Source organism: Bradyrhizobium sp. CW1 (genome assembly GCF_023100665.1).
GTDB lineage: Bacteria > Pseudomonadota > Alphaproteobacteria > Rhizobiales > Xanthobacteraceae > Bradyrhizobium > Bradyrhizobium canariense_D.
The window spans coordinates 8,021,708-8,040,994 of the sequence record NZ_CP064684.1 but is presented as its reverse complement, the minus strand read 5'-3'; the positions used below and the strand labels follow the sequence as shown (position 1 = coordinate 8,040,994).

Below are 19,287 nucleotides of genomic sequence, written 5' to 3'. Positions count from 1 at the left end.
TCACGCGTTAATGCGATCCGCTCGCGCTCTTGTCGCCGCCGAGATTGCGCAGCCGTCCGACCACGCCGGTCGGAAAGAAGTAGACGCTGGCGATGAAAAGCAGCCCGAGCCACAGCAGCCAGCGGTCTGGATGCAACAGCCCCGGCAGCAGTGGCAGGCCGGCTTCCGAGGCCGCCTTGGAGGCGACGCCCATCAGCGCCTGCAGATAGTTCTGGGCGAGGATGAAGATGGTGGCGCCGATGATCGCGCCGTAGATCGTGCCCATGCCGCCGATCACGACCATCAGCAGGATGTCCAGCATGATCGAGAAGCTGAGCGAGGTATCGGGACCGGCATAGCGCAGCCACAGTGCATTGAGAATGCCGGCGCCGGCGGCGACCAGTGCGGCGATGCAGTTGGCGTAGCTCAGGTGGAAAACGGTGCGGAAGCCGAGCGCCTCGGCGCGGAAGCGGTTTTCGCGAATCGCCTGCAGCACGCGCCCGAACGGCGAGTTCACCACCCGCAGCAAAGCGAGGATCATCAGGGCCGAGACGGCGAACACCAGATAGTAGGTCAGGAGGCGGCCGTTGACCTCGAATCCCAGCACGTTCTTCGAGATCAGCACCGTGCCGGGCCTGAGCAGCTCGGGCAGCTGAAAGCTGCGCCCGTCTTCGCCGCCGGTCAGCCAGGACAGCTGCGAGGCCAGCACCTGGAAGGCGGATGCGACCGCGAGCGTGATCATGGCAAAGAAGATCGCGGCAACCCGCAGCGAGAACAGTCCGATCGCAAGCGCAAGCAGCGCGGCAAGCGGCAGGCCGACCACGATGCCGGTTGCGACCGCGCCCCAATTCGGGCCCATCCCGTACAGCGCGATCGCGATCGCGTAGCTGCCGATCCCGTAGAACATGGTGTGTGCGAATGACACCGAGCCGGTATAGCCGAGCAGGAGGTCGTAGGAGGCGACCAGCGCGGCGAAGACGCAGATCTTGGCCGCGACGTTCAGCGCCTTCGCCCCGGGAGACAGGAACGGCGTCGCCACCAGCGCCAGGATGATGAGGACGAGAACGAGCGTGAGCACGCGGCTGCGCGGCGGATCGCCTGACAGGATCATCATCGGCTGGTCACCGCATAGAGGCCGCGCGGCCGCCACATCAGAATGGCGACCATCAGCAGGATATTGGAGACGAGGGCGAGCTTAGGCACCAGGAAGCCGCCGTAATTGGCAATCATCGCCACCAGGATCGCGCCGATGAAGCAGCCGCCGATCGAGCCGAGGCCGCCGATGATGACGACGATGAAGATCAGGACGGTGAGGTCGTCGCTCATGGAGGCGTGGACTTGCTCGCGATACAGCGCCCACATCACGCCGCCGAGGCCGGCGAGCGCCGATCCCGTCATGAACACGCCGAGGAACAGACGGCGAATGCGATAGCCGAGCGCCTCGACCATCTCGCGGTTCTCGACGCCGGCGCGGATCAGAAGGCCAAGCTTGGTTCGGTTGAGCACGAGCTGGATCGCGATGAAGACGGCGAGGCCGATCAGCGTCGCCAGCACGCGGTATTTCGCGATCGCGACGTCGCCGAGGATGAAGGAGCCGCGCAGCGACGTCGGCAGCGGCGTCGGGATGATCTGCGGCCCCCACACCGCATAGAGCGTCTGCTCGGCGACGATCAGGCCGCCCGTCGTCATCAGGATCTGCTTCAGATGCTGACCGTAGACGGGCAGGATCAGCACCCGCTCGACAACCAGCCCGAGCGCGCCGGATACCGCCATCGACAGCAGTGCCGCCGGCGCCAGCACCGCGAGGTTAGTCCACAGCGAATCCGCCTGGAGGGAAGCGGCGAACGGCGCCAGCACCAGGGTCGCGACATAGGCCCCGACCGCGATGAAGGCGCCATGGCCGAAATTGAGCACGTCCATCAGGCCGAACACGAGCGTCAGGCCGGAGGCCATGATGAAGATCATCATGCCCATCGCGAGGCTCGCGGCCGTCAGCGTCAGCCAGGTGCTGGGCGAGCCGATCAGCGGGATCATCACCAGGGCGACCGCGATCGGCAGCAGGATCGGCGCGATGTCGCGCTTCGGCTTCGGCAGCGGATCGGTTGCGGCGAGCTCGGTCATTGATGCGTCTCCAGGCTCAGGCCGAGCAGCCGCTCCTGCAGCGGCACGTCTGAGGCCAAGGCCGCCATCTCGCCGCGATGAACGATGGTGCCGTTGTCCATCACCAGCACGTTGTCGCCGAGCTCGCGGGCGGCAAAGAAATTCTGCTCGACCATCAGGATCGTGGCGCCCTTGCGCTTGATCTCCTTCAGGCACTCGATCAGCGCCATCACGATCGCCGGCGCCAACCCCTTGGTCGGCTCGTCGATCAGCAGGAGCTTGCGGGGTTCGATGATGGCGCGGGCAATCGACAGCATCTGCTTCTGTCCGCCCGAGAGACTTCCCGCGCGCGACAGCCAGAACCGGCGCAGCGCGGGGAAGAAGCCAAAAATCCAGTCCAGCTGGGCGTCGTCGAGTGGTCCGTCGCGCGCCGCCAGCACCAGATTTTCCTTCACCGTGAGGTCGGAGAACACCGCCATGCTCTCCGGCACGTAGCCGACGCCGAGCCGCGCGATGTCGGGCGTCGCACGGCTCTCGATGCGCTCGCCGGCGAGGCTGATCTCGCCGGAGGAGGCCTGCCAGAGGCCCATGATGGTGCGCAACGTCGTGGTCTTGCCGGCGCCGTTGCGGCCGAGCAGCATCGTGGTCTGCCCCTGCGCGACAGCGAGATCGATGCCCTGGAGGATGTGATAGCGGCCGATATGAGTGTGAACACCGGAGAGCCTCAACAGATCGGTCATGCTGCGCTCCCTGCAACTTTATTGGGCGCGACGCCGAGATAGGCTTCCTGCACGATCGGTGACGCAATCACCTCGGCAGGCCTGCCGTCCGCAACAAGCTGCCCGTTATGCAACACGATGATGCGGTCGGCGAGCGATCGCACCACGTCCATCTTGTGCTCGACCAGGAGAATGATCCTGCTTTTGTCCTGCTTGAGCTGCGCGATCAGGTTCAGCACGACCGGCACCTCGTCGATGCTCATGCCCGCGGTCGGCTCGTCGAACATGAACACCTTTGGCTCGAGCGCCATCATCAGCGCGACCTCGAGCTTGCGCTGATCGCCATGCGACAGTGCGGTCGCGGCGACGCCACGGCGGCCGCCGAGCGCGACCTGATCCAGGATAGCATCGGCGCGGGCGATCAGATCGCGGCGGACCATCCAGGGCCGCAACATGTCGTAGTGAGTGCCGTTGGCGGCCTGCACCGCGAGGCGGACGTTTTCCTCCACCGACAGATTCGGAAAGAGGTTGGTGAGCTGGAAGGCGCGCCCCAGGCCTGCGCGCGTCCGCATCGGCGCGGAATGCTGGGTGATGTCGGTGCCGTCGAACAGAATGCTGCCGCTCGATGCGCGGAGCTGGCCGGAGATCAGGTTGAAATAAGTGGTCTTGCCGGCGCCGTTCGGGCCGACGATCGCGGTGAGTTCGCCCGGGCGGAAGCTGCAAGTGACGCTGTTGACCGCGACATGGCCGCCGAAGCGGATGGTGAGGTCGCGGGTTTCGAGGGTCAGCGTCATGGCGGATCTGGCAAATGATGAGAGGAGAATTTGTCCGCGATCAGGCTGCGCTCCCTCTCCCGCTTGCGGGAGAGGGTGGGAGAGGGTGTCTCCTCAGGCGAGAACCCCAAGAGGACAGAGCCTTCTCCCGGCCTCTCCCGCAAGCGGGAGAGGTGAAGGAAGAAAGATCAGCGCTTGTTCTTGACCGGAACGTCCATGTCCTCGATCTTCAGCTCGCGCACCGGCTCGAGCACGGCCCAGGCGACATTCGGATCGACCTTGACCTTGAAGTGATACATGCTCTGCAGCGCCTGATGGTCTTCCTTGCGGAACATCATCTTGCCCTTGGGCGTATCGAACTCCAGGCCTTCCATGACCGTGATCAGCTTCTCGGTGTCGGTCGACTTCGCCTTGGTGACGGCGGCGACGACGGACATCGCCGCGGCGAATCCGCCCGCGGTGAAGAAGTCCGGCGGCGCGTTGAAGCGCTTCTGGTGCTCGGCGACAAGCCAGTCATTTACCGGGTTCTTCGGGATCGCGTAGAAATAATAGGTCGCGCCTTCCATGCCGGGCAGGCCCTTGTAGGCGGCGAGCGCCGGCAGGATGTTGCCGCCGGTGGACAGTTCGATGCCGTAGCGCTTCGGATCCATGTCCTGGAGTTTCGCCAGCGGATTGCCGGCGCCGGCCCAGATCACCCAGATCACCTTGCGGCCCGGCTTGTCCTTCAGCGCGTCGAACAGGCGCTGGCCGACCGCGGTGAAGTCGGTGGTCGAGGTCGGGGCATATTCTTCGGCGGCGAGCGTCGCCCCGGTCTTGCCGAGCGCCTCCTTGAAGGCGGCGACGCCGTCGCGGCCGAAGGCGTAGTCCTGCGCCAGCGTCGCGACGGTGACGCCCTGCTTGCCGATCGCGACCGCGTTCGAGATCGCGTCCTGCGACGAGTTGCGCGCGGTGCGGAAGATGTAGCGATTCCACTTCTCGCCGGTAATCTGATCCGCGACCGCGGGCTCGACGATCAGGATCTTCTTGTTTTCCTCGGCGACAGGCAGGATCGCGAGTGCCGCGGCCGACGAGGTCGTGCCGATCGCGATGTCAACCTTGTCGTCCTGATAGGCTTCCGCGAGCGCGGCCTTGGAGAGATCCGGCTTGCCCTGGTCGTCCTTGGTGATGACGACGATCTTGCGCCCGTCGAGCGTCATGGTGCCCTTGGTGGCGTATTCGAACCCCATCTGCAGGCCGGTCTCGGTCTGCTTGGCATAGGCCTCGAGCGGGCCGGTCTTGCCATAGATCAGCGCGATCTTGAGATCGTCGGCCTGTGCGGAGGTGCCCGCGGCGAGGGCGAGGATGGTTGTTGTTAAGATGAGCGATCGGCGCACGATGGTCCCTCCTGATGAGTTCTTTGGCCATAGCGATTTGCACAACCGTGCGGACATTGCAATTCCACCTTCCGGCGGACCACGCGACGGGCATGTGTGATATTGTCCGGCCCGGCCGAGCCGGATCGCTTCTGCCGAAGAAATCGGCAGATGCAATTGTTGACCTCACCCGTGGAACGGGTTGCTCAGGCTTTGCAAAGTAACGACTCAGGCCCGGGGTTACCGCCGGTATCCGTTCGCGCGGGAATAGCCCTGCCGGTTCTGCTGCGTCGAGCGGTTTGTGACGCTGGCGCGTGCTTCGCTGGAAATGGGCGTTGCGAGCTTCAGCTCCTCCAGGAAGATCGGCCGGGAGAAGTAATAGCCCTGCGCGTAACGGATCTTGGTCGCAGCCTGGAGGTAGGCGAGCTCCTCGTAGGATTCGATGCCTTCGGCAATCACGGTCATGCCGAGCGCTTCGCTCAGGGATTCGATCGCGCGCAGGATGCCCTGGTTGCGTGGACGCTTATGGATATCGGTGATGAAGGAGCGGTCGATCTTGATCTCGTCCGCGGTGATGTCGGCCAGCGCCGAGAGCGAGGAATAGCCGGTGCCGAAATCGTCGATCGAGATGGCGACGCCGAGCTTGCGGAACATCGGCAGGATCTCGGCCTGGAAATGATTCTTGGCGACGAAGGCGTCTTCCGTCACCTCGATCATGAAGCGCTGCGGAAAGCCGGTGTCGTCGAGCGCCTGGGCAAAGCTGCGCATGAATTCCGGGTTGCCGGCCTGCTTGGCCGCGACGTTGATGCTGATGGTCGCTTCCGCACCGAACGTCTCGTTGATCAGGTCGATCGACTTGACGATCTCGGCGAGCACGAGATGGGTCAGCTCGTCGATCAGCCCGAGTTCGGTGGCAAGATTGATGAACGAGCCGGGCGCCTGGATCACGCCCTCGTCGTCGCGCAGCCGCACCAGGGCCTCGATGCCCTTCACGTCCTGCGTGCGGATGTCGACCTTGGACTGGAAGGCGCAGCAGAAGCGCTTCTCCAGGATGGCCTGCCGCAGCGACTGCTCGATCTTCATCCGCGCCAGCGCCTCGCGTTCCATGCTGGAATCGAAGAAGGCCGCCGATCCCTTGCCGTCATTCTTGATGCGGTACATCGCGATGTCGGCGTTCTGGCGCAGTGTCTCGAAGCTGCTTCCGTGATCGGGGTAGAGGCTGATGCCGACGGAGGTTGAGGCGAACACTTCCGAATTGTCGATGAAGAACGGCGCGGTCAGCCGCTCCAGCGTCGACTGCATGAATTCGGCGACTTCCTCCTGGTTCTGGATCGGCGATAGCAGCAGCAGGAATTCGTCGCCGGAGATGCGCGACAGCATGTCCGAGTCGCGCAAGCCGCGTCCAAGCCGCTTCGACAGCTCGACCAGCAGGGCGTCGCCCACGGCGTGCCCGTAATAGTCGTTGATGTGCTTGAAATTGTCGACGTCGAGAAAGGCGAGCGCAAAGCGATCGCCCGTGCGACCCTGCGCGAGCAGGCTGGTGGCGCGATGCTCGATCACGCGCCGCGAGGGCAGGCCGGTCAGATCGTCGAAATAGGCCGAGCGGAACAGCTGGTCTTCGAAATTCTTCTGCTCGGTGATGTCAGAGGAGGCCGAGATCAGCAGCTCGCGTCCGTCGAGGCGGACCGGACGATGGGTGGTCAGCAGCACCTGGCGTGCGGCTCCGTCGTGGAGCGCTTCCTCGGCGACGACCGCCTGGCCGGAGCTCAGGGCCTGCCGGCAGGCTTCGAGGCGCGACGCTAGATCGCGCGAGGGGCGGCTGCCGTCCATGCCGAGCTGGGCAGCCGCGACATCGTTGACCAGGAGAAGTTCGCCTTGCGCGTCCTGCACGGTCAGGCCGGCAGGCAGCATTCTAACGATTTCCTTGAGAAATCCGAGTTCGGCTTCGCTCGCGCCGGAATATTTGTTGTCGTTCATAGAAGTCATGAATCTTGTTGTTTCAGCGCGCCTTTGCAATGGCCGCGATCTTGCGCGGTTCCCTCTTAAGTTTGGTTAAGGGGCCCGGAGAATTACGGTGGTGTTTTGCGGCGATGCGACGCGCGCAGCCTATCGTCATTAACAGGGCGTCAACGCGTCCGGTGAAACCGCGAACGACGCGCGCGAACGGGTTTCGTTGGCGCCGCGTCTAACCGTCCTTGGGGATACGGCATTGCATGGTGCAATGAAGTCCGGTCCTGAGATAGGAAACCTCAGTCTTGCCGTCGAAGGCCGACAGCGCCGACTTCAACAGCTTGGTGCCGAAACCCGGCTCGGAGATCTTGTCGACGCTCGGACCCTCGGTTTCATCCCAGGTCACGGTCAGGCGATCGTCGCTGACGGTCCATGACACCTGCAACAACCCGCGCGGCGCGGAGAACGCGCCATATTTCCCCGCGTTGGTGGCGAGTTCGTGAAACATCAGGGACAGCGTGACCGCAAGTTTCGGCGGCAGGAACAGCCGGTCGCCGTTGAGCGTGAAGCGGACATGGCCGTAAGGGCCGAGCTCGGAGATCAGGAGGTCGCGAATGTCGCAGCCGGCCTTGTCGATCCGTGAGATCAAATCGTCGGTCGCGGCAAGCGACCGCAGCCGCGGATCGATCCGGGCCCAGATTTGCGGCTGATCGTGCAGCACCTGATGCAGCACGGCATGCACCGTCGACAGCTTGTTCTTCAGCCGGTGCTGGAGCTCGTCGACCAGCAGCTTGCGGTAGTCTTCTTCCTCGATCAGGCGTCTGGAAATCCGCCGCTGCTCGACGAGGAGCGAGCGATAGTGCTCGACGCCCCAGATGGTGAGCGCGCAGACCGCCCAATACAGCGCCAGCAGGGCGAATCGCGCGTTATCGGCAAAGGCATCGCCGAAATTCACGACGACGCCGAGCACGCCGCCCACCAGCGCCGTGATGATGCCGATGCGGAAGCCGCCGAACGCGGCTGCAAAGAACACGGCCGGGAAATACGGCGTGAAATAGACGTCGGGCCGCACATGGGCGAGGGCCCAGCGCGCCAGCGTCGCAACCAGCAGGCAGGCGACCGCAAACGCAAGGCTCAGGCCGAGCGACGGCGGTGCCACGCCCTGCCAGCCCTTGCGGAATTCGTCGATCAGCTTCCCCATGCGCAGTCCGGTCGCGATATGCGTTCGACAATCGAGCGATCGCCAGGAATGTTACGCATGTCGCCGGCCCCAAGCAAAGCTTGCCTTGTCGGAAGCCGGCAGGAATAGTGCCTGCCGCGGCGCCGACCGTCGCGGCGCCGTCGTCGATCGGTGTCCGCCATTTGGCGTCAAGGGGTTCGAAAACAGGGACATTCCATGGGCAGGCTGGATGGCAAGGTCGCGGTGATCACGGGCGCGACGAGCGGGATCGGGTTGCGGACTGCAGAAGTCTTCGTTGCCGAAGGTGCCAAAATTGTGATCGCGGGCCGGCGCATACCGGAAGGCGAGGCGCTGGCGAAGCAGCTCGGGGCGAATTGCGTCTTCCGCCAGACGGATGTGACGGTCGAAGCGCAGATGCAGGCGGTGATCGCGCTCGCGGTGGACAAATTCGGCCGCATCGACTGCCTGTTCAACAATGCCGGCGGTCCGGCGCAGACCGGCGGCATCGAAGGCCTCGAGGTCGAGCGCTTTGACGCGGCGATGGCGACCCTGCTGCGCAGCGTCATGCTCGGCATGAAGCACGCCGCGCCGCACATGAAGAAGCAGGGATCTGGCAGCATCATCAACAATGGCAGCATCGCCGGCCGTCTTGCCGGCTTCTCGTCATCGATGGTCTATGGTGCAGCCAAAGCGGCGGTGATCCATCTCACCAAATGCGTGGCGATGGAGCTCGGCGAATCCAACGTCCGCGTCAACTCGATCTCGCCCGGCGCCATCGCGACCGGCATTTTCGGCAAGGCGCTCGGGCTTTCGACCGACGCGGCGGAGAAGACGCCGGCGGTGATGCGCGAGGTCTACAAGACCGCGCAGCCGATCCCGCGCGCCGGCCTTCCCGATGACATCGCCCATGCTGCGGTGTTCCTGGCCAGCGACGAATCCAGCTTCATCAACGGCCATGACCTCGTCATCGACGGCGCGATGACCGGCGGCCGCAACTGGAGCCAGCAGCAGCAGGGCTACGTGGCCCTGCGCAAGGCGTTCGATCAGGGGGGCGGATAGTTTCGTCATTGCGAGGAGCGAAGCGACGAAGCAGTCCAGGCCGCTTCCGCGGACGCAGTCTGGATTGCTTCGCTTCGCTCGCAATGACGACTGCGATGCTCAAACCGCCTTCACCCGCACCCGCAATCCGTCGCGCGGCTTCGGGATCGGCCACATCTGCCAGTCGGGCTTGTAGCCGGGCTCCAGCGACACCTCGATGTTCTGCAGGAAGTGCCGCGCGAAGCATTTGGCCTGCATGTAGGCGAAGTGCAGGCCGAGGCACATATGCGCGCCGCCGCCGAACGGCACCCAGGCGAAGCGGTGGCGGTTGCGCTGGGCCTCTTCGGTGAAGCGCAGCGGATCGAAGCGATCCGGCTCCGGCCAGATGTCCTTCATGTGGTGGGTGTAGAGCGGATTGACGCCGATCGCAGTGCCGGCCGGAATCGAAAAACCCTTGAAGCTGAAATCGCGCACGGCTCGGCGCGGCATCGAGGGCACCGGCGGCTTGATCCGCAGCGCTTCCTTGAACGCCATCTCCGACAGCGGCATCTTTTCGAGATCGTCGAAGCTGCTTGGCGCGTCAGGGGCGAGCCCCAGCGCCATGACTTCCGCGCGAAGCTTGTCCTGCCAGCCGGGATTTGCCGCGAGTTCGCCAATGAACGACGTCAGCGACGAGGTCAGCGTGTCGTGCGCCGCCATCATCAGGAAGCTCATGTGGTCGATGATGTCCTGTTCCGAGAGCAGCGCGCCGTCCTCGTGGGTTGCGCGGCAGAGCTGCGAGAACAGATCATCACCGCCGAGATTGCCGCGTCGCAGCGGAATCTGCTCGCGGAAATAAGCCACGATGCGCTTGCGTCCCCTGACGCCGGCCGCCATCTGCGTGCCGGGCAGCGGTCGGCGGATCGGGGCGACGGCAGCGGCGACCATGTCGACGAAGGCCCGGTTGATCTCGTCGACCTCCGGCCCGATATCGGCGCCGATAAAGGACGCGGCGGCGAGATCGAGCGTGAGCTGCTTCATCGCCGGATAAAGCTGCATCTCGCCGGGCTTGGCCTTCCACTGCGCGACGCGGGCGGCGATGCCGCGGTCGAGATCGCTCAGATACGACTTCATCGGGCCGGACTTGAATGCGACCGACAGCGCCTTGCGGTGCAGCCGGTGCTCCTCGAAATCCAACAGCATCAATCCCCGCGGAAACAACAGGCCGAGCACCTTGTTCCAGCCATGGGTCGAGGAGAACAGCTTTTGCTGGTCGAACAGCACGAGCTCGTTGGCCTCGGGGCCGAGCAGCACGATATTGGTCTCGCCGAAGAAATGCGTGCGATAGACGAGGCCGTATTTGGCGCCGTTCGCCTCGATATGCCCTTTGGGGTCCGCGAGCACCTGGAAGGTCTTGCCGATGATCGGCCAGCCTTCGTCGCCGGGGATGTGGGTCAGCTCGTTGCGCTTGGGCGGAGTGAAGCCGTGCGCAGGGGCGGCCACATTCTGCATCGACATGACGATTGCTCCGGTTGGCTAGACCCGGCCAACATAACACAATCCAGCTGCGATGACTCCGCGCTTACCGCTTCGCCGCTTCCTTCTGCAAATCCGGCGCATTGACGGCCGGAATCGCAACGCGGCCGGCGCCGGTCACCTTCAGCGCCTCGGCGGCCTTTTCGTTTTCCATGATCTTGGCCATCACGGCCTGTCCCGCGCGCTCGAAGATCGCGCGGTTCTCGATCACAAATTTTTGCGACTTGCGCAAGCCGTCGATGTAGCCGTTGATCTCGGGCACCACGTAGCGCGCGACCATGTCCCAGCTCCGGCGCGTGTTCTCCGGATTGGCCCAGTCGTGCACGAAGCCGATGACGGCGCCGATTCCGCCGGAGACCTGCATCACGTTCTTGATCATCTTGACGAGGTCGTCGGGCGTGCCGATGACGGAGGCCGCGCCGTCGACGAAAGCGGTCTTGTCCACGGCCTCGTCGGGTGAGGCGAACGCGGTGAGCCCGGGCCGTTGCAGCGTGCCGACATTATATTCATTGTGCCAGCGCATTAGGCCGGGGCCGGCCTCGCGGCGCGCCTGCTCGCGGGTCTCGGCGATGTGCCAGGTCAGCAGCACGCGCCAGTTCGCGCGATCGACTTTGGTGCCGTGCTTTTTCGCCGCGTCCTCGGCGAACTGCCATTGCTGCTGCAGCGACATCAGCCCCTGAGTCGTCATCGAACCCAGCGAAATGATGCCGATTCCGTATTTTCCGGCGAGCGTCATGCCGGAGGGCGAGATCTGCGAGGCCACGACGAAGGGCATTTCCTCCTGCAACGGCAGGAGCTGCAGCGCGGCGTCGTTCATGGTGAACCAGTCGCTCTTCGCCGTGACGCGCTCGCCGCTGAAGAGGCGGCGGATCACGCCGATCGCTTCGTCCTGGCGGTCGCGCTGCGTCATCGGATCGATGCCGAGCGTATGCGCGTCGGAGGCGAGCGCGCCGGGACCCGAGCCGAAGATGGCGCGGCCGCCGGTCATGTGGTCGAGCTGCACCATGCGCTGCGCGACGTTGTAGGGATGATGGTAGGGCAGCGACACCACGCCGGTGCCGAGCCTGATCCGCTTGGTGCGCTCGCCGGCGGCCGCCAGGAACATCTCGGGGGAGGCGATCATCTCCCAGCCGGAGGAATGATGCTCGCCGCACCAAAACTCGTCATAACCGAGGCTATCCAACTGCTCGACCAGGTCGAGATCGCGCCGGAACTGGAGCATCGGATGCTCCCCGATCGGATGATGCGGGGCAAGGAAGGCTCCGAACTTCAGGCGCGCCATGGCGTTCTCTCCGGCTTACATTTTTTTGTTTGTGGCGCGAAGCTACGTGCTGGAGACAGCGAACGCAATCGTGCGATGTCCCGCGCGGCGGAATGCAGCCATGCGTATGTCGTCTTCCTCTCCCGGCACGCTGAGAGAGGCGGAACGCGCGAGGATCCTACCTTCGAGGTAATCGCGGCGCCGCATGCGGTCTGAGATGATCGGCAAGGACATCCGAGGATCACGCGCCGATGCATCAAACCGTCACAAAGCAGGTCGACACGTCGCGTCGCTGGTGGGTGCTGGCGATCGTCGTGGCCGCCCAGTTCATGTTCGGCGTCGATGCCTTCGTGGTCAACGTCGCCATTCCCACCATCGCGGTCGAGTTGAAGGCGTCGCCGGCTCAGATCGAATCCGTCATCGCGATCTACCTGATCGCCTATGCCACGCTGGTCGTCACCGGCGGCCGGCTTGGCGACATTCACGGCACCAGGAACGTGTTCCTGGCAGGTCTGCTCGGCTTCACCCTGACGTCGCTGTGGTGCGGACTGGCGCGATCCGGTTCGGAGTTGATCGTCGCGCGATTGACGCAGGGTGCCTCCGCCGCGCTGATGGTGCCGCAGGTGCTGGCGACGCTGCATCTCCTGTTCACCGACGAACAGCGCAACCGCGCCTTCGCCATCTACGGCATCGTGCTGGGACTCGCGGGTGCCGCGGGCTTTCTGCTCGGTGGTCTCCTGGTCACGATCGATCTCGCCGGCACCGGCTGGCGCTCGGTGTTCTTCGTCAATGTGCCGTGCGGTCTCGTGATCGCGGTGGCGGCCTGGCGCATCATGCCCTCGGCACCGCATCGCGCCGGCACACGGCTTGACATCACGGGCAGCATCGTCCTGTTCGCCGGATTGCTGTGCATGATCGGTCCGCTGCTGCTGGGTCACGATGTCGGCTGGGCACCGTGGCTGTGGCTGGTGATGGCGGTCGGCGCCGCGATCCTCCTGGGGTTCCCGAAGCTGGAGCATGCGGTGACACGCGCCGGCGGCATGCCGCTGATTGATCTCTCGCTGCTGGCGGACGCCGCTTTCCTGCGCGGCCTTGGCGCGGCGTTCTTTTTCTTCTCCGCCAATCTCTCGTTCTATCTGGTCATGACGCTGTTCATGCAGCGAGGGCTGAAATCCCGCCGCTCGCGGCCGGCATGGCCTTCATTCCGCTCGCGCTCGCTTTCGTCGTGGCCTCGCGCCATAGTGGCGCACGGGCGCGCCATCGCGGCACCAGGGTCTTGATCGAAGGCTGCGCGCTTCAGATCGCGGGCCTCGCGGCCCTTGCGCTGGTCGCGTTCTCTGTCGACGCGCCGTCCGCGCTCCTGCTCGCGCTCACCATGATCGTGTTCGGCTACGGTCAGGGGCTGGTGATGGCGCCGCTCTCCGGCGCGGTGCTCTCGACGGTGAAGCCTGTGGCCGCCGGTTCTGCCTCCGGCATGTACGGCACCACGGCGCAAGTCGGAAATGCGGCCGGAGTGGCCGCAATCGGCGCCATGTTTTTCGCCGTCGAAGCGGTGCAATCAGCGCGCGCAGGATTTCTCGTCTCGCTCGCACTGTTCGCAACATTAATCATGATCTGCGCCGCATTCCTGGCGTGGATGCGCCGGGTATCTGCATGAAGTTGAGGCATTGCGGTTAATGCGTGCTGATTTCTGCAGGCTTTCCTGAGATTTAGCACCTCATCGACAGCACACGGTCTTTTTATTTTGCGCTGCAGCAACTATTTGGTTTGGGTGGACGTTGAACGTCGCCTGCTAGGAGCTGCCGTGTCGTTAACCAGAAATGTCGATCTCTTGAGACGTCTGCCAAAGCTGGACGGATTGCGCTTCGCCGAGTTTGGCCGGAGCGCCGATGCGTCCAGTCCGTTGCAAGAGGTCACGGGCTTCGGCGACAATCCCGGCAATCTGCGCCTGTTCGCGTTCGTGCCGCCGCAACTGCAGAAGCCGCGCGCGCTCGTCGTCGTGCTGCACGGCTGCGGTCAGACGGCGGCAAGCTACGACCTCGGTGCCGGATGGTCGACGCTCGCCGAGCACTACGGCTTCGCGCTGTTGATGCCCGAGCAGCAGCGCATCAACAACAGCAACACCTGCTTTAACTGGTTCCATCCGGAAGACACGGCGCGGGACAGTGGCGAGGCCTGTTCGATTCGCGAGATGATCGCGCATATGACGGAAACGCATCGCGTCGATCCCAAGCGCATCTTCATCACGGGCCTGTCGGCCGGCGGCGGCATGACGTCGGTGATGCTCGCGACCTACCCTGAAGTCTTCGCGGCCGGTGCGGTGATCGCGGGACTTCCCTACGGCATCGCGACCAATCTGCGCGAGGCGCTCGACGGCATGTTTCATTCCCCGGAGCGGCCGGCGCGTGAACTTGGCGATCTGGTGCGGCGGGCCTCGAATCATCGCGGGCCCTGGCCGAGGATCTCGGTGTGGCACGGCAGCGCCGATCGCACCGTCAATCCCGGCAATGCCAACGAGATCGTCAAGCAATGGCTCGACCTGCACGATCTGCCCGAGGCGCCGATGGCGGAAACTGACATCGACGGCTATCCGCGCCAGGCCTGGTGGAACAAGGACGGCGAGACGCTCGTCGAGTCCTACGCCATCACCGACATGGCCCACGGCACGCCGCTCGGCCTTGCCGACAACGACCAGCGCTATGGCGTGGAAGGCGCGTTCCTGATCGAGGCCGGCATCTCCTCGTCTTATCACATCGCCAAATTCTTCGGCCTCACCGGCTGGATTCCCGACGCTGCGAAGAAGGCGGAGGCAAAGCCGACGCCGGCCCGCTCGCCCGCGCCGCATCTGGCGCGCTCGATCCGCGCCGCGATCGCCGAAGAGCCGGCCGAGCCGAAGCGCGAGGAGGCCCGCGGCTTCGATCTCGGCCAGATCATTACGCGCGCGCTCACGGCCGCGGGATTGATGAAGTAACTCAGGCCGTCGCGCCGATAAGGCAGGAGTTTTGTGCCCGTCGTCGCTGCGATCCGCGAATGGGGTGACCGCAACCTGAGCCAGCCCGCGGCGTTCGCAGACGCCGCGGAATAGGCGCTCACATCTCGCCGGTGATGAACGGATTTGTCATCCGCTCCTGGCCGATGCTCGAGCCGGCGCCATGGCCGCAGATGAAGCCGACATCGTCGCCGAGCGGCAGCAGCTTGGTCTTGATCGAGTCGATCAGCGTCGCGTGACTGCCGCCGGGCAGATCGGTGCGACCGACCGAGCCCGCGAACAGGACGTCGCCGACATGGGCGAAGCGCAAGTCCTTGTTGAAGAACACCACGCTGCCGGGCGAGTGGCCGGGGCAATGATAGATCTCGAACTGGAGATCGCCGATGGCCACGCTGTCGCCTTCGTCGAGCCAGCGGTCCGGCTCGAAATTGCGCACCCCCGTCATGCCGAAGCGCGCGCCGCTCTCGACCACGTTGTCGAGCAGGAATTTGTCCGCGACGTGCGGGCCCTCGATCGGCACCTTCAGCTCGTCGCGCAGTTCGGCCGCGCCGCCGACATGGTCGATATGGCCGTGGGTGAGCCAGATCTTCTCCACGGTGACGCCGGTCTGCTTGATGGCGTCCAGGATCTTCGGCACGTCGCCGCCGGGATCGATCACCACGGCCTTCTTGGAAGGCTCGTCCCAGATGATGGTGCAATTCTGCTCGAACAGCGTCACGGGGACGATGATCGCGCCTGCCTTCGCGCTGGCCTCAGCTTGTGTCTCGTTTTGCTCGGTCATGGCGCCACAATGCCGATTTTTGCCATGCCGCCAAGCAAAAGATTTCTCCCCGGGGCCTGGGAACAACCGCAGACATCGTCACACGGCCGTCCCAATTCGCCTGCTGGTTTGAACCGGAGCGCTCCTTCCGCGTTCTCCCGCGCAACAAGCAGTTTTGGATGGATTTCCCGCATGGCTCAGGGCGGCAGCGATTGGTGGCGCGACGGCATCTTCTATCAGGTCTATCCGCGCTCCTTTCAGGATTCAAACGGCGACGGTGTCGGCGATCTCGCCGGCATTTTGCAGCGGCTACCTTATGTGAAATCGCTCGGCGTCGACGCGATCTGGCTGTCGCCGATCTTCCCCTCGCCGATGGCCGATTTCGGCTACGACATCTCCGACTACACGGGCATCGAGCCGCTGTTCGGCACGATGGCGGATCTCGATGCGCTTCTCGCCGCCGCGCACGACAACGGCCTTAAGCTGATCCTCGACCTCGTGCCGAACCACACCTCGGACCAGCATCCCTGGTTCGTCGAGAGCCGTTCCTCGCGCGACAATCCCAAACGCGACTGGTACATCTGGCGCGACCCGGACGAGGGTGGCGGCGTGCCGAATAATTGGCTGTCCGAGTTCGGCGGTAGCGCGTGGCAGTTCGACGAGACCACCGGCCAATACTACTATCACGCCTTCCTCGCCCAGCAGCCGGATCTCAACTGGCGCAATCCCGATGTCCGCGCGGCAATCTATGACGTGATGCGGTTCTGGCTGGAGAAAGGCGTCGACGGCTTTCGCGTCGACGTGATCTGGCATCTGATTAAGGACGCCGAGTTCCGCGACAACCCGCCCAATCCGCATTATGCCGAGGGCCGGCCGCCGAACGAAAAGATAATGACGCAATATTCCACCGACCAGCCGGAGGTGCACGACGTCATCGCCGAGATGCGCCGCGTCACGGATGCCTATGATGCCCGCGTCCTGATCGGCGAGATCTATCTGCCGCTGCATCGCCTCATGGCCTATTACGGCAACGATCTCACCGGCGCGCAGATGCCGTTCAACTTCGCGCTGCTCTCGACCTTCTGGAGCGCGCGCTCGATCGAGAAAATCGTCGAGGATTACGAGAAGGCGCTGCCGAAGGGCGCCTGGCCGAACTGGGTGCTCGGCAATCATGACCGTCCACGCGTCGCAAGCCGCGTCGGGCCGGAGCAGGCCCGCGTCGCCGCCATGCTGCTGCTGACGCTGCGTGGCACGCCGACGCTCTACTATGGCGACGAGATCGGCATGCATCAGCTCGCGATCGCGCCCGAGGACGTGCGCGACCCCTTCGAGAAGAACGTGCCCGGCATCGGTGTCGGCCGCGACGGCTGCCGCACACCGATGCAGTGGGATTCTTCCAACTTCGCCGGCTTCTCGGACGTCAGGCCATGGCTGCCGCTGCCGGAGGATCACATCCGCAACAACGTCGTCGATCTCGAGGCCGATTCACGTTCGATCCTGACGCTCTATAAGCGTCTGATCGCGTTGCGGCAGGGCTGTCCGCCGCTGGTCGCGGGCGACTATCATCCGCTTGCCGCGCAAGGCGATCTCCTGATCTATCGCCGCGAGGCCGAGGGCAGGGCGGTGACCGTGGTGCTCAATCTCGGCCCTGAGCCGATCGCGGTCACCACCAGCGCGATCAGGTTCGGCAGCGAGATTCTGCTGTCGACATTCCTGGATCGCGAGCGAGAGCGGATCGAAGGCGTGCTGGATCTGCGCGGCAACGAGGGCGTGATCATCACGCCACCCTGACCGTCGTCCTGGACAAGGCGAAGCGCAGATCCAGGACCCATTGCCCCAGGGAGTGGTTTGACGAAGATTCGTGGTGATAGCTTCGTACAACAATCACCTATTGGGGTAATGGGTCCTGGCTTTCGCCAGGACGACAACGGAGTGCGTGGTCGCACTGACTACCCCGGATGCTTGTTCCCTCGCACCGTCCCGTCGATATCGCTCCGCTTCAACAGATAGTCCAATCCGCCGACGCGGTACCAGCGATAGCCATAGGGCTCCAGCACGACGCGGTGCTGGCCGCGCTTGTCGGCGTGGCTGTGGTCCTCCGCGAGCAGATTGATCAGGTGCGCGCCGGCCTCGCCTGGCAGCCCCGCCGAGAACGCGATCTCGCGCGGCTTCTCGTCGAGATTGTGCACGAACAGCACGGAATTGTTGCGCCAGTCATAGCGCATGATGAACACGGCGGGATCGCGCGTCGCGATGATCGAAAAATCGCCCCAGCCGATCTCCGGCACCTCCTTGCGCATGCGGACGATGCGCTCGGTCCAGTTCAGCATCGAGTTGGGATCGCGCCGCTGCTTGGCGACGTTGACGTGCGGATAGCCGTACGGTCCTTCGTCGATGACGGGCAAGGCCGGCTTGTCGCTGGTGGTGAAGCCGCCATGCGGCTCCGTCGACCATTGCATCGGCGTGCGCGCGCAATTGCGCTCGGGGAGCGAAAGATCATCGCCCATCGCGATCTCGTCGCCGTAGCGGATCACGGGCGTTCCCGGCAGCGTGCACATCAGGCTGTAGGCGAGCTCGAGCCGCCGGCGGTCGCCACCGAGCATCGGTGCCAGGCGACGGCGAATGCCGCGGTCGTAGAGCTGCATGTCCTTGTCAGGACCGAAGCTTTTGAACACGGTGTCGCGCTGCGCCTTGGTCAATCGCCCGAGATCGAGCTCGTCATGATTGCGCAGGAACAGGCCCCATTGCGCCGAGGCGGGCCGCGGCTTGGTCGCCTTCAGCGCTTTCCCCAGCGGGCGGGAATCGGACGAGGCCAGCGCATAGAACAGATGCTGGTTGACCTGGAAATTGAACATCATATGCATGCGGTCGGCATCACGGCCGAAATATTCCATGTCCGTCTTCGGCAGCACGTTGGCCTCGGCGAGGATGATGGCATCGCCCTGCCGCCATTGCAGGAATTCACGGAACGTCCGCAGCATGTCGTATTGTTCGGCCGGCTTTTTCACTTTGGCGCCTTTGGTCGCGATGACGAAAGGCACGGCATCCATCCGAAAGCCCGAGACGCCGAGTTGGATCCAGAAGCCCATGATCTTCAAAATCTCGGCCTGCACGCGCGGGTTCGAGGTGTTGAGGTCGGGCTGGAAATCGTAGAAGCGGTGGAAGTACCAGGCGCCGGCTTCCTTGTCGCGCGTCCATGTCGATTTCTGAACGCCGGGAAAGACCATGCCCTGATTGGCGTTGGCCGGCTTCTTGTCGGACCAGACATACCAATCGCGGTAGGGCGAATTCCTGTCGCTCCGCGCCGCCTTGAACCAGGGATGCTGGTCGGAGGTGTGGTTGACGACGAGATCGATGATGACGCGAATGCCGCGTTGCTTGCAGCCATGAGTGAACTCGACGAAATCGCCGAGCGTGCCGTAGCGGGCATCGACGCTGTAATAATCCGCGACATCGTAGCCGTCGTCGCGGCCGGGCGAGGTCTGGAACGGCATCAGCCAGATCGTGGTGATGCCGAGGCCGTGCAGATAATCGAGCCGGCGCAACAGGCCCTTGAAATCGCCGATGCCATCGCCGTTGGCGTCCATATAGGTGCCGACGGACAGGCAATAGATGATGGCGTTCTTGTACCAGAGATCGTCGATCATGCGCGCGCAGCCTCGGTGGTTCCG

14 protein-coding genes and 1 pseudogene are annotated in these 19,287 nt (G+C 64.1%); 4 read left to right on the top strand and 11 right to left on the bottom strand.

The features are described from left to right. Window positions 1–7: 7 nt before the first annotated feature. The 7 genes from IVB54_RS38365 to IVB54_RS38335 all read right to left on the bottom strand — a co-directional run bounded on the left by IVB54_RS38365 (window position 8) and on the right by IVB54_RS38335 (window position 8,074). Window positions 8–1,093: a branched-chain amino acid ABC transporter permease gene (locus IVB54_RS38365; protein WP_026233042.1), complete on the bottom strand. Its 1,086-nt coding sequence runs from the start codon at window positions 1,091–1,093 to the stop codon at window positions 8–10. After that, window positions 1,090–2,100 carry a branched-chain amino acid ABC transporter permease gene (locus IVB54_RS38360; protein ID WP_247295907.1) on the bottom strand — a complete coding sequence of 337 codons (1,011 nt, stop codon included), beginning with the start codon at window positions 2,098–2,100 and terminating at the stop codon, window positions 1,090–1,092. Before IVB54_RS38360 ends, IVB54_RS38365 begins: the two co-directional genes overlap by 4 nt. After that, window positions 2,097–2,819 (bottom strand): ABC transporter ATP-binding protein, encoded by a 723-nt coding sequence (locus IVB54_RS38355; protein ID WP_018455863.1) that lies wholly within the window; start codon window positions 2,817–2,819, stop codon window positions 2,097–2,099. The genes IVB54_RS38360 and IVB54_RS38355 overlap by 4 nt, the downstream gene beginning before the upstream one ends. Continuing rightward, entirely contained in the window at window positions 2,816–3,592 is a 777-nt protein-coding gene (locus IVB54_RS38350) for an ABC transporter ATP-binding protein (RefSeq protein ID WP_018455864.1), read from the bottom strand. Before IVB54_RS38350 ends, IVB54_RS38355 begins: the two co-directional genes overlap by 4 nt. A gap of 167 nt (window positions 3,593–3,759) precedes the next feature. Beyond that, complete coding sequence (locus IVB54_RS38345; protein ID WP_018455865.1) at window positions 3,760–4,944, bottom strand: substrate-binding domain-containing protein; 1,185 nt, start codon at window positions 4,942–4,944, stop codon at window positions 3,760–3,762. A 219-nt stretch (window positions 4,945–5,163) separates the two neighbouring features. Next, window positions 5,164–6,900, bottom strand: coding sequence for an EAL domain-containing protein (locus tag IVB54_RS38340; protein WP_018455866.1), 1,737 nt, complete (start codon window positions 6,898–6,900; stop codon window positions 5,164–5,166). A 208-nt stretch (window positions 6,901–7,108) separates the two neighbouring features. Beyond that, window positions 7,109–8,074: a sensor histidine kinase gene (locus IVB54_RS38335; protein WP_085349750.1), complete on the bottom strand. Its 966-nt coding sequence runs from the start codon at window positions 8,072–8,074 to the stop codon at window positions 7,109–7,111. A 195-nt stretch (window positions 8,075–8,269) separates the two neighbouring features. Between IVB54_RS38335 and IVB54_RS38330 the strand changes: the two genes are divergently transcribed. Further along, a complete protein-coding gene (locus IVB54_RS38330; RefSeq protein WP_018455868.1) occupies window positions 8,270–9,112 on the top strand; it encodes a glucose 1-dehydrogenase in 843 nt (280 codons plus the stop codon). Between the two features lie 99 nt (window positions 9,113–9,211). Here IVB54_RS38330 and IVB54_RS38325 read toward each other — a convergent pair whose 3' ends face one another. After that, the gene (locus tag IVB54_RS38325) at window positions 9,212–10,588 is read right to left on the bottom strand and encodes a cytochrome P450 (protein WP_018455869.1); all 1,377 of its coding nucleotides are present in this window, start codon (window positions 10,586–10,588) and stop codon (window positions 9,212–9,214) included. 64 nt (window positions 10,589–10,652) lie between these two features. Next, window positions 10,653–11,888 carry an LLM class flavin-dependent oxidoreductase gene (locus IVB54_RS38320; RefSeq protein ID WP_018455870.1) on the bottom strand — a complete coding sequence of 412 codons (1,236 nt, stop codon included), beginning with the start codon at window positions 11,886–11,888 and terminating at the stop codon, window positions 10,653–10,655. Window positions 11,889–12,118: 230 nt separating this feature from the next. Between IVB54_RS38320 and IVB54_RS38315 the strand changes: the two are divergent. Together IVB54_RS38315 and IVB54_RS38310 are read left to right on the top strand one after the other, a co-directional pair. Next, a pseudogene (locus IVB54_RS38315) lies at window positions 12,119–13,524 on the top strand (MFS transporter). Window positions 13,525–13,671: 147 nt separating this feature from the next. After that, window positions 13,672–14,838, top strand: a complete 1,167-nt coding sequence (locus IVB54_RS38310; protein ID WP_026233043.1) for a PHB depolymerase family esterase — start codon at window positions 13,672–13,674, stop codon at window positions 14,836–14,838. Window positions 14,839–14,956: 118 nt separating this feature from the next. Here IVB54_RS38310 and IVB54_RS38305 read toward each other — a convergent pair whose 3' ends face one another. After that, entirely contained in the window at window positions 14,957–15,637 is a 681-nt protein-coding gene (locus IVB54_RS38305) for an MBL fold metallo-hydrolase (RefSeq protein WP_018455873.1), read from the bottom strand. 171 nt (window positions 15,638–15,808) lie between these two features. Between IVB54_RS38305 and IVB54_RS38300 the strand changes: the two genes are divergently transcribed. After that, entirely contained in the window at window positions 15,809–17,407 is a 1,599-nt protein-coding gene (locus IVB54_RS38300; protein ID WP_018455874.1) for an alpha-amylase family glycosyl hydrolase, read from the top strand. Window positions 17,408–17,565: 158 nt separating this feature from the next. Here IVB54_RS38300 and IVB54_RS38295 read toward each other — a convergent pair whose 3' ends face one another. Beyond that, window positions 17,566–19,263 (bottom strand): alpha-amylase family protein, encoded by a 1,698-nt coding sequence (locus tag IVB54_RS38295; RefSeq protein ID WP_018455875.1) that lies wholly within the window; start codon window positions 19,261–19,263, stop codon window positions 17,566–17,568. Between the last annotated feature and the right edge of the window lie 24 nt (window positions 19,264–19,287).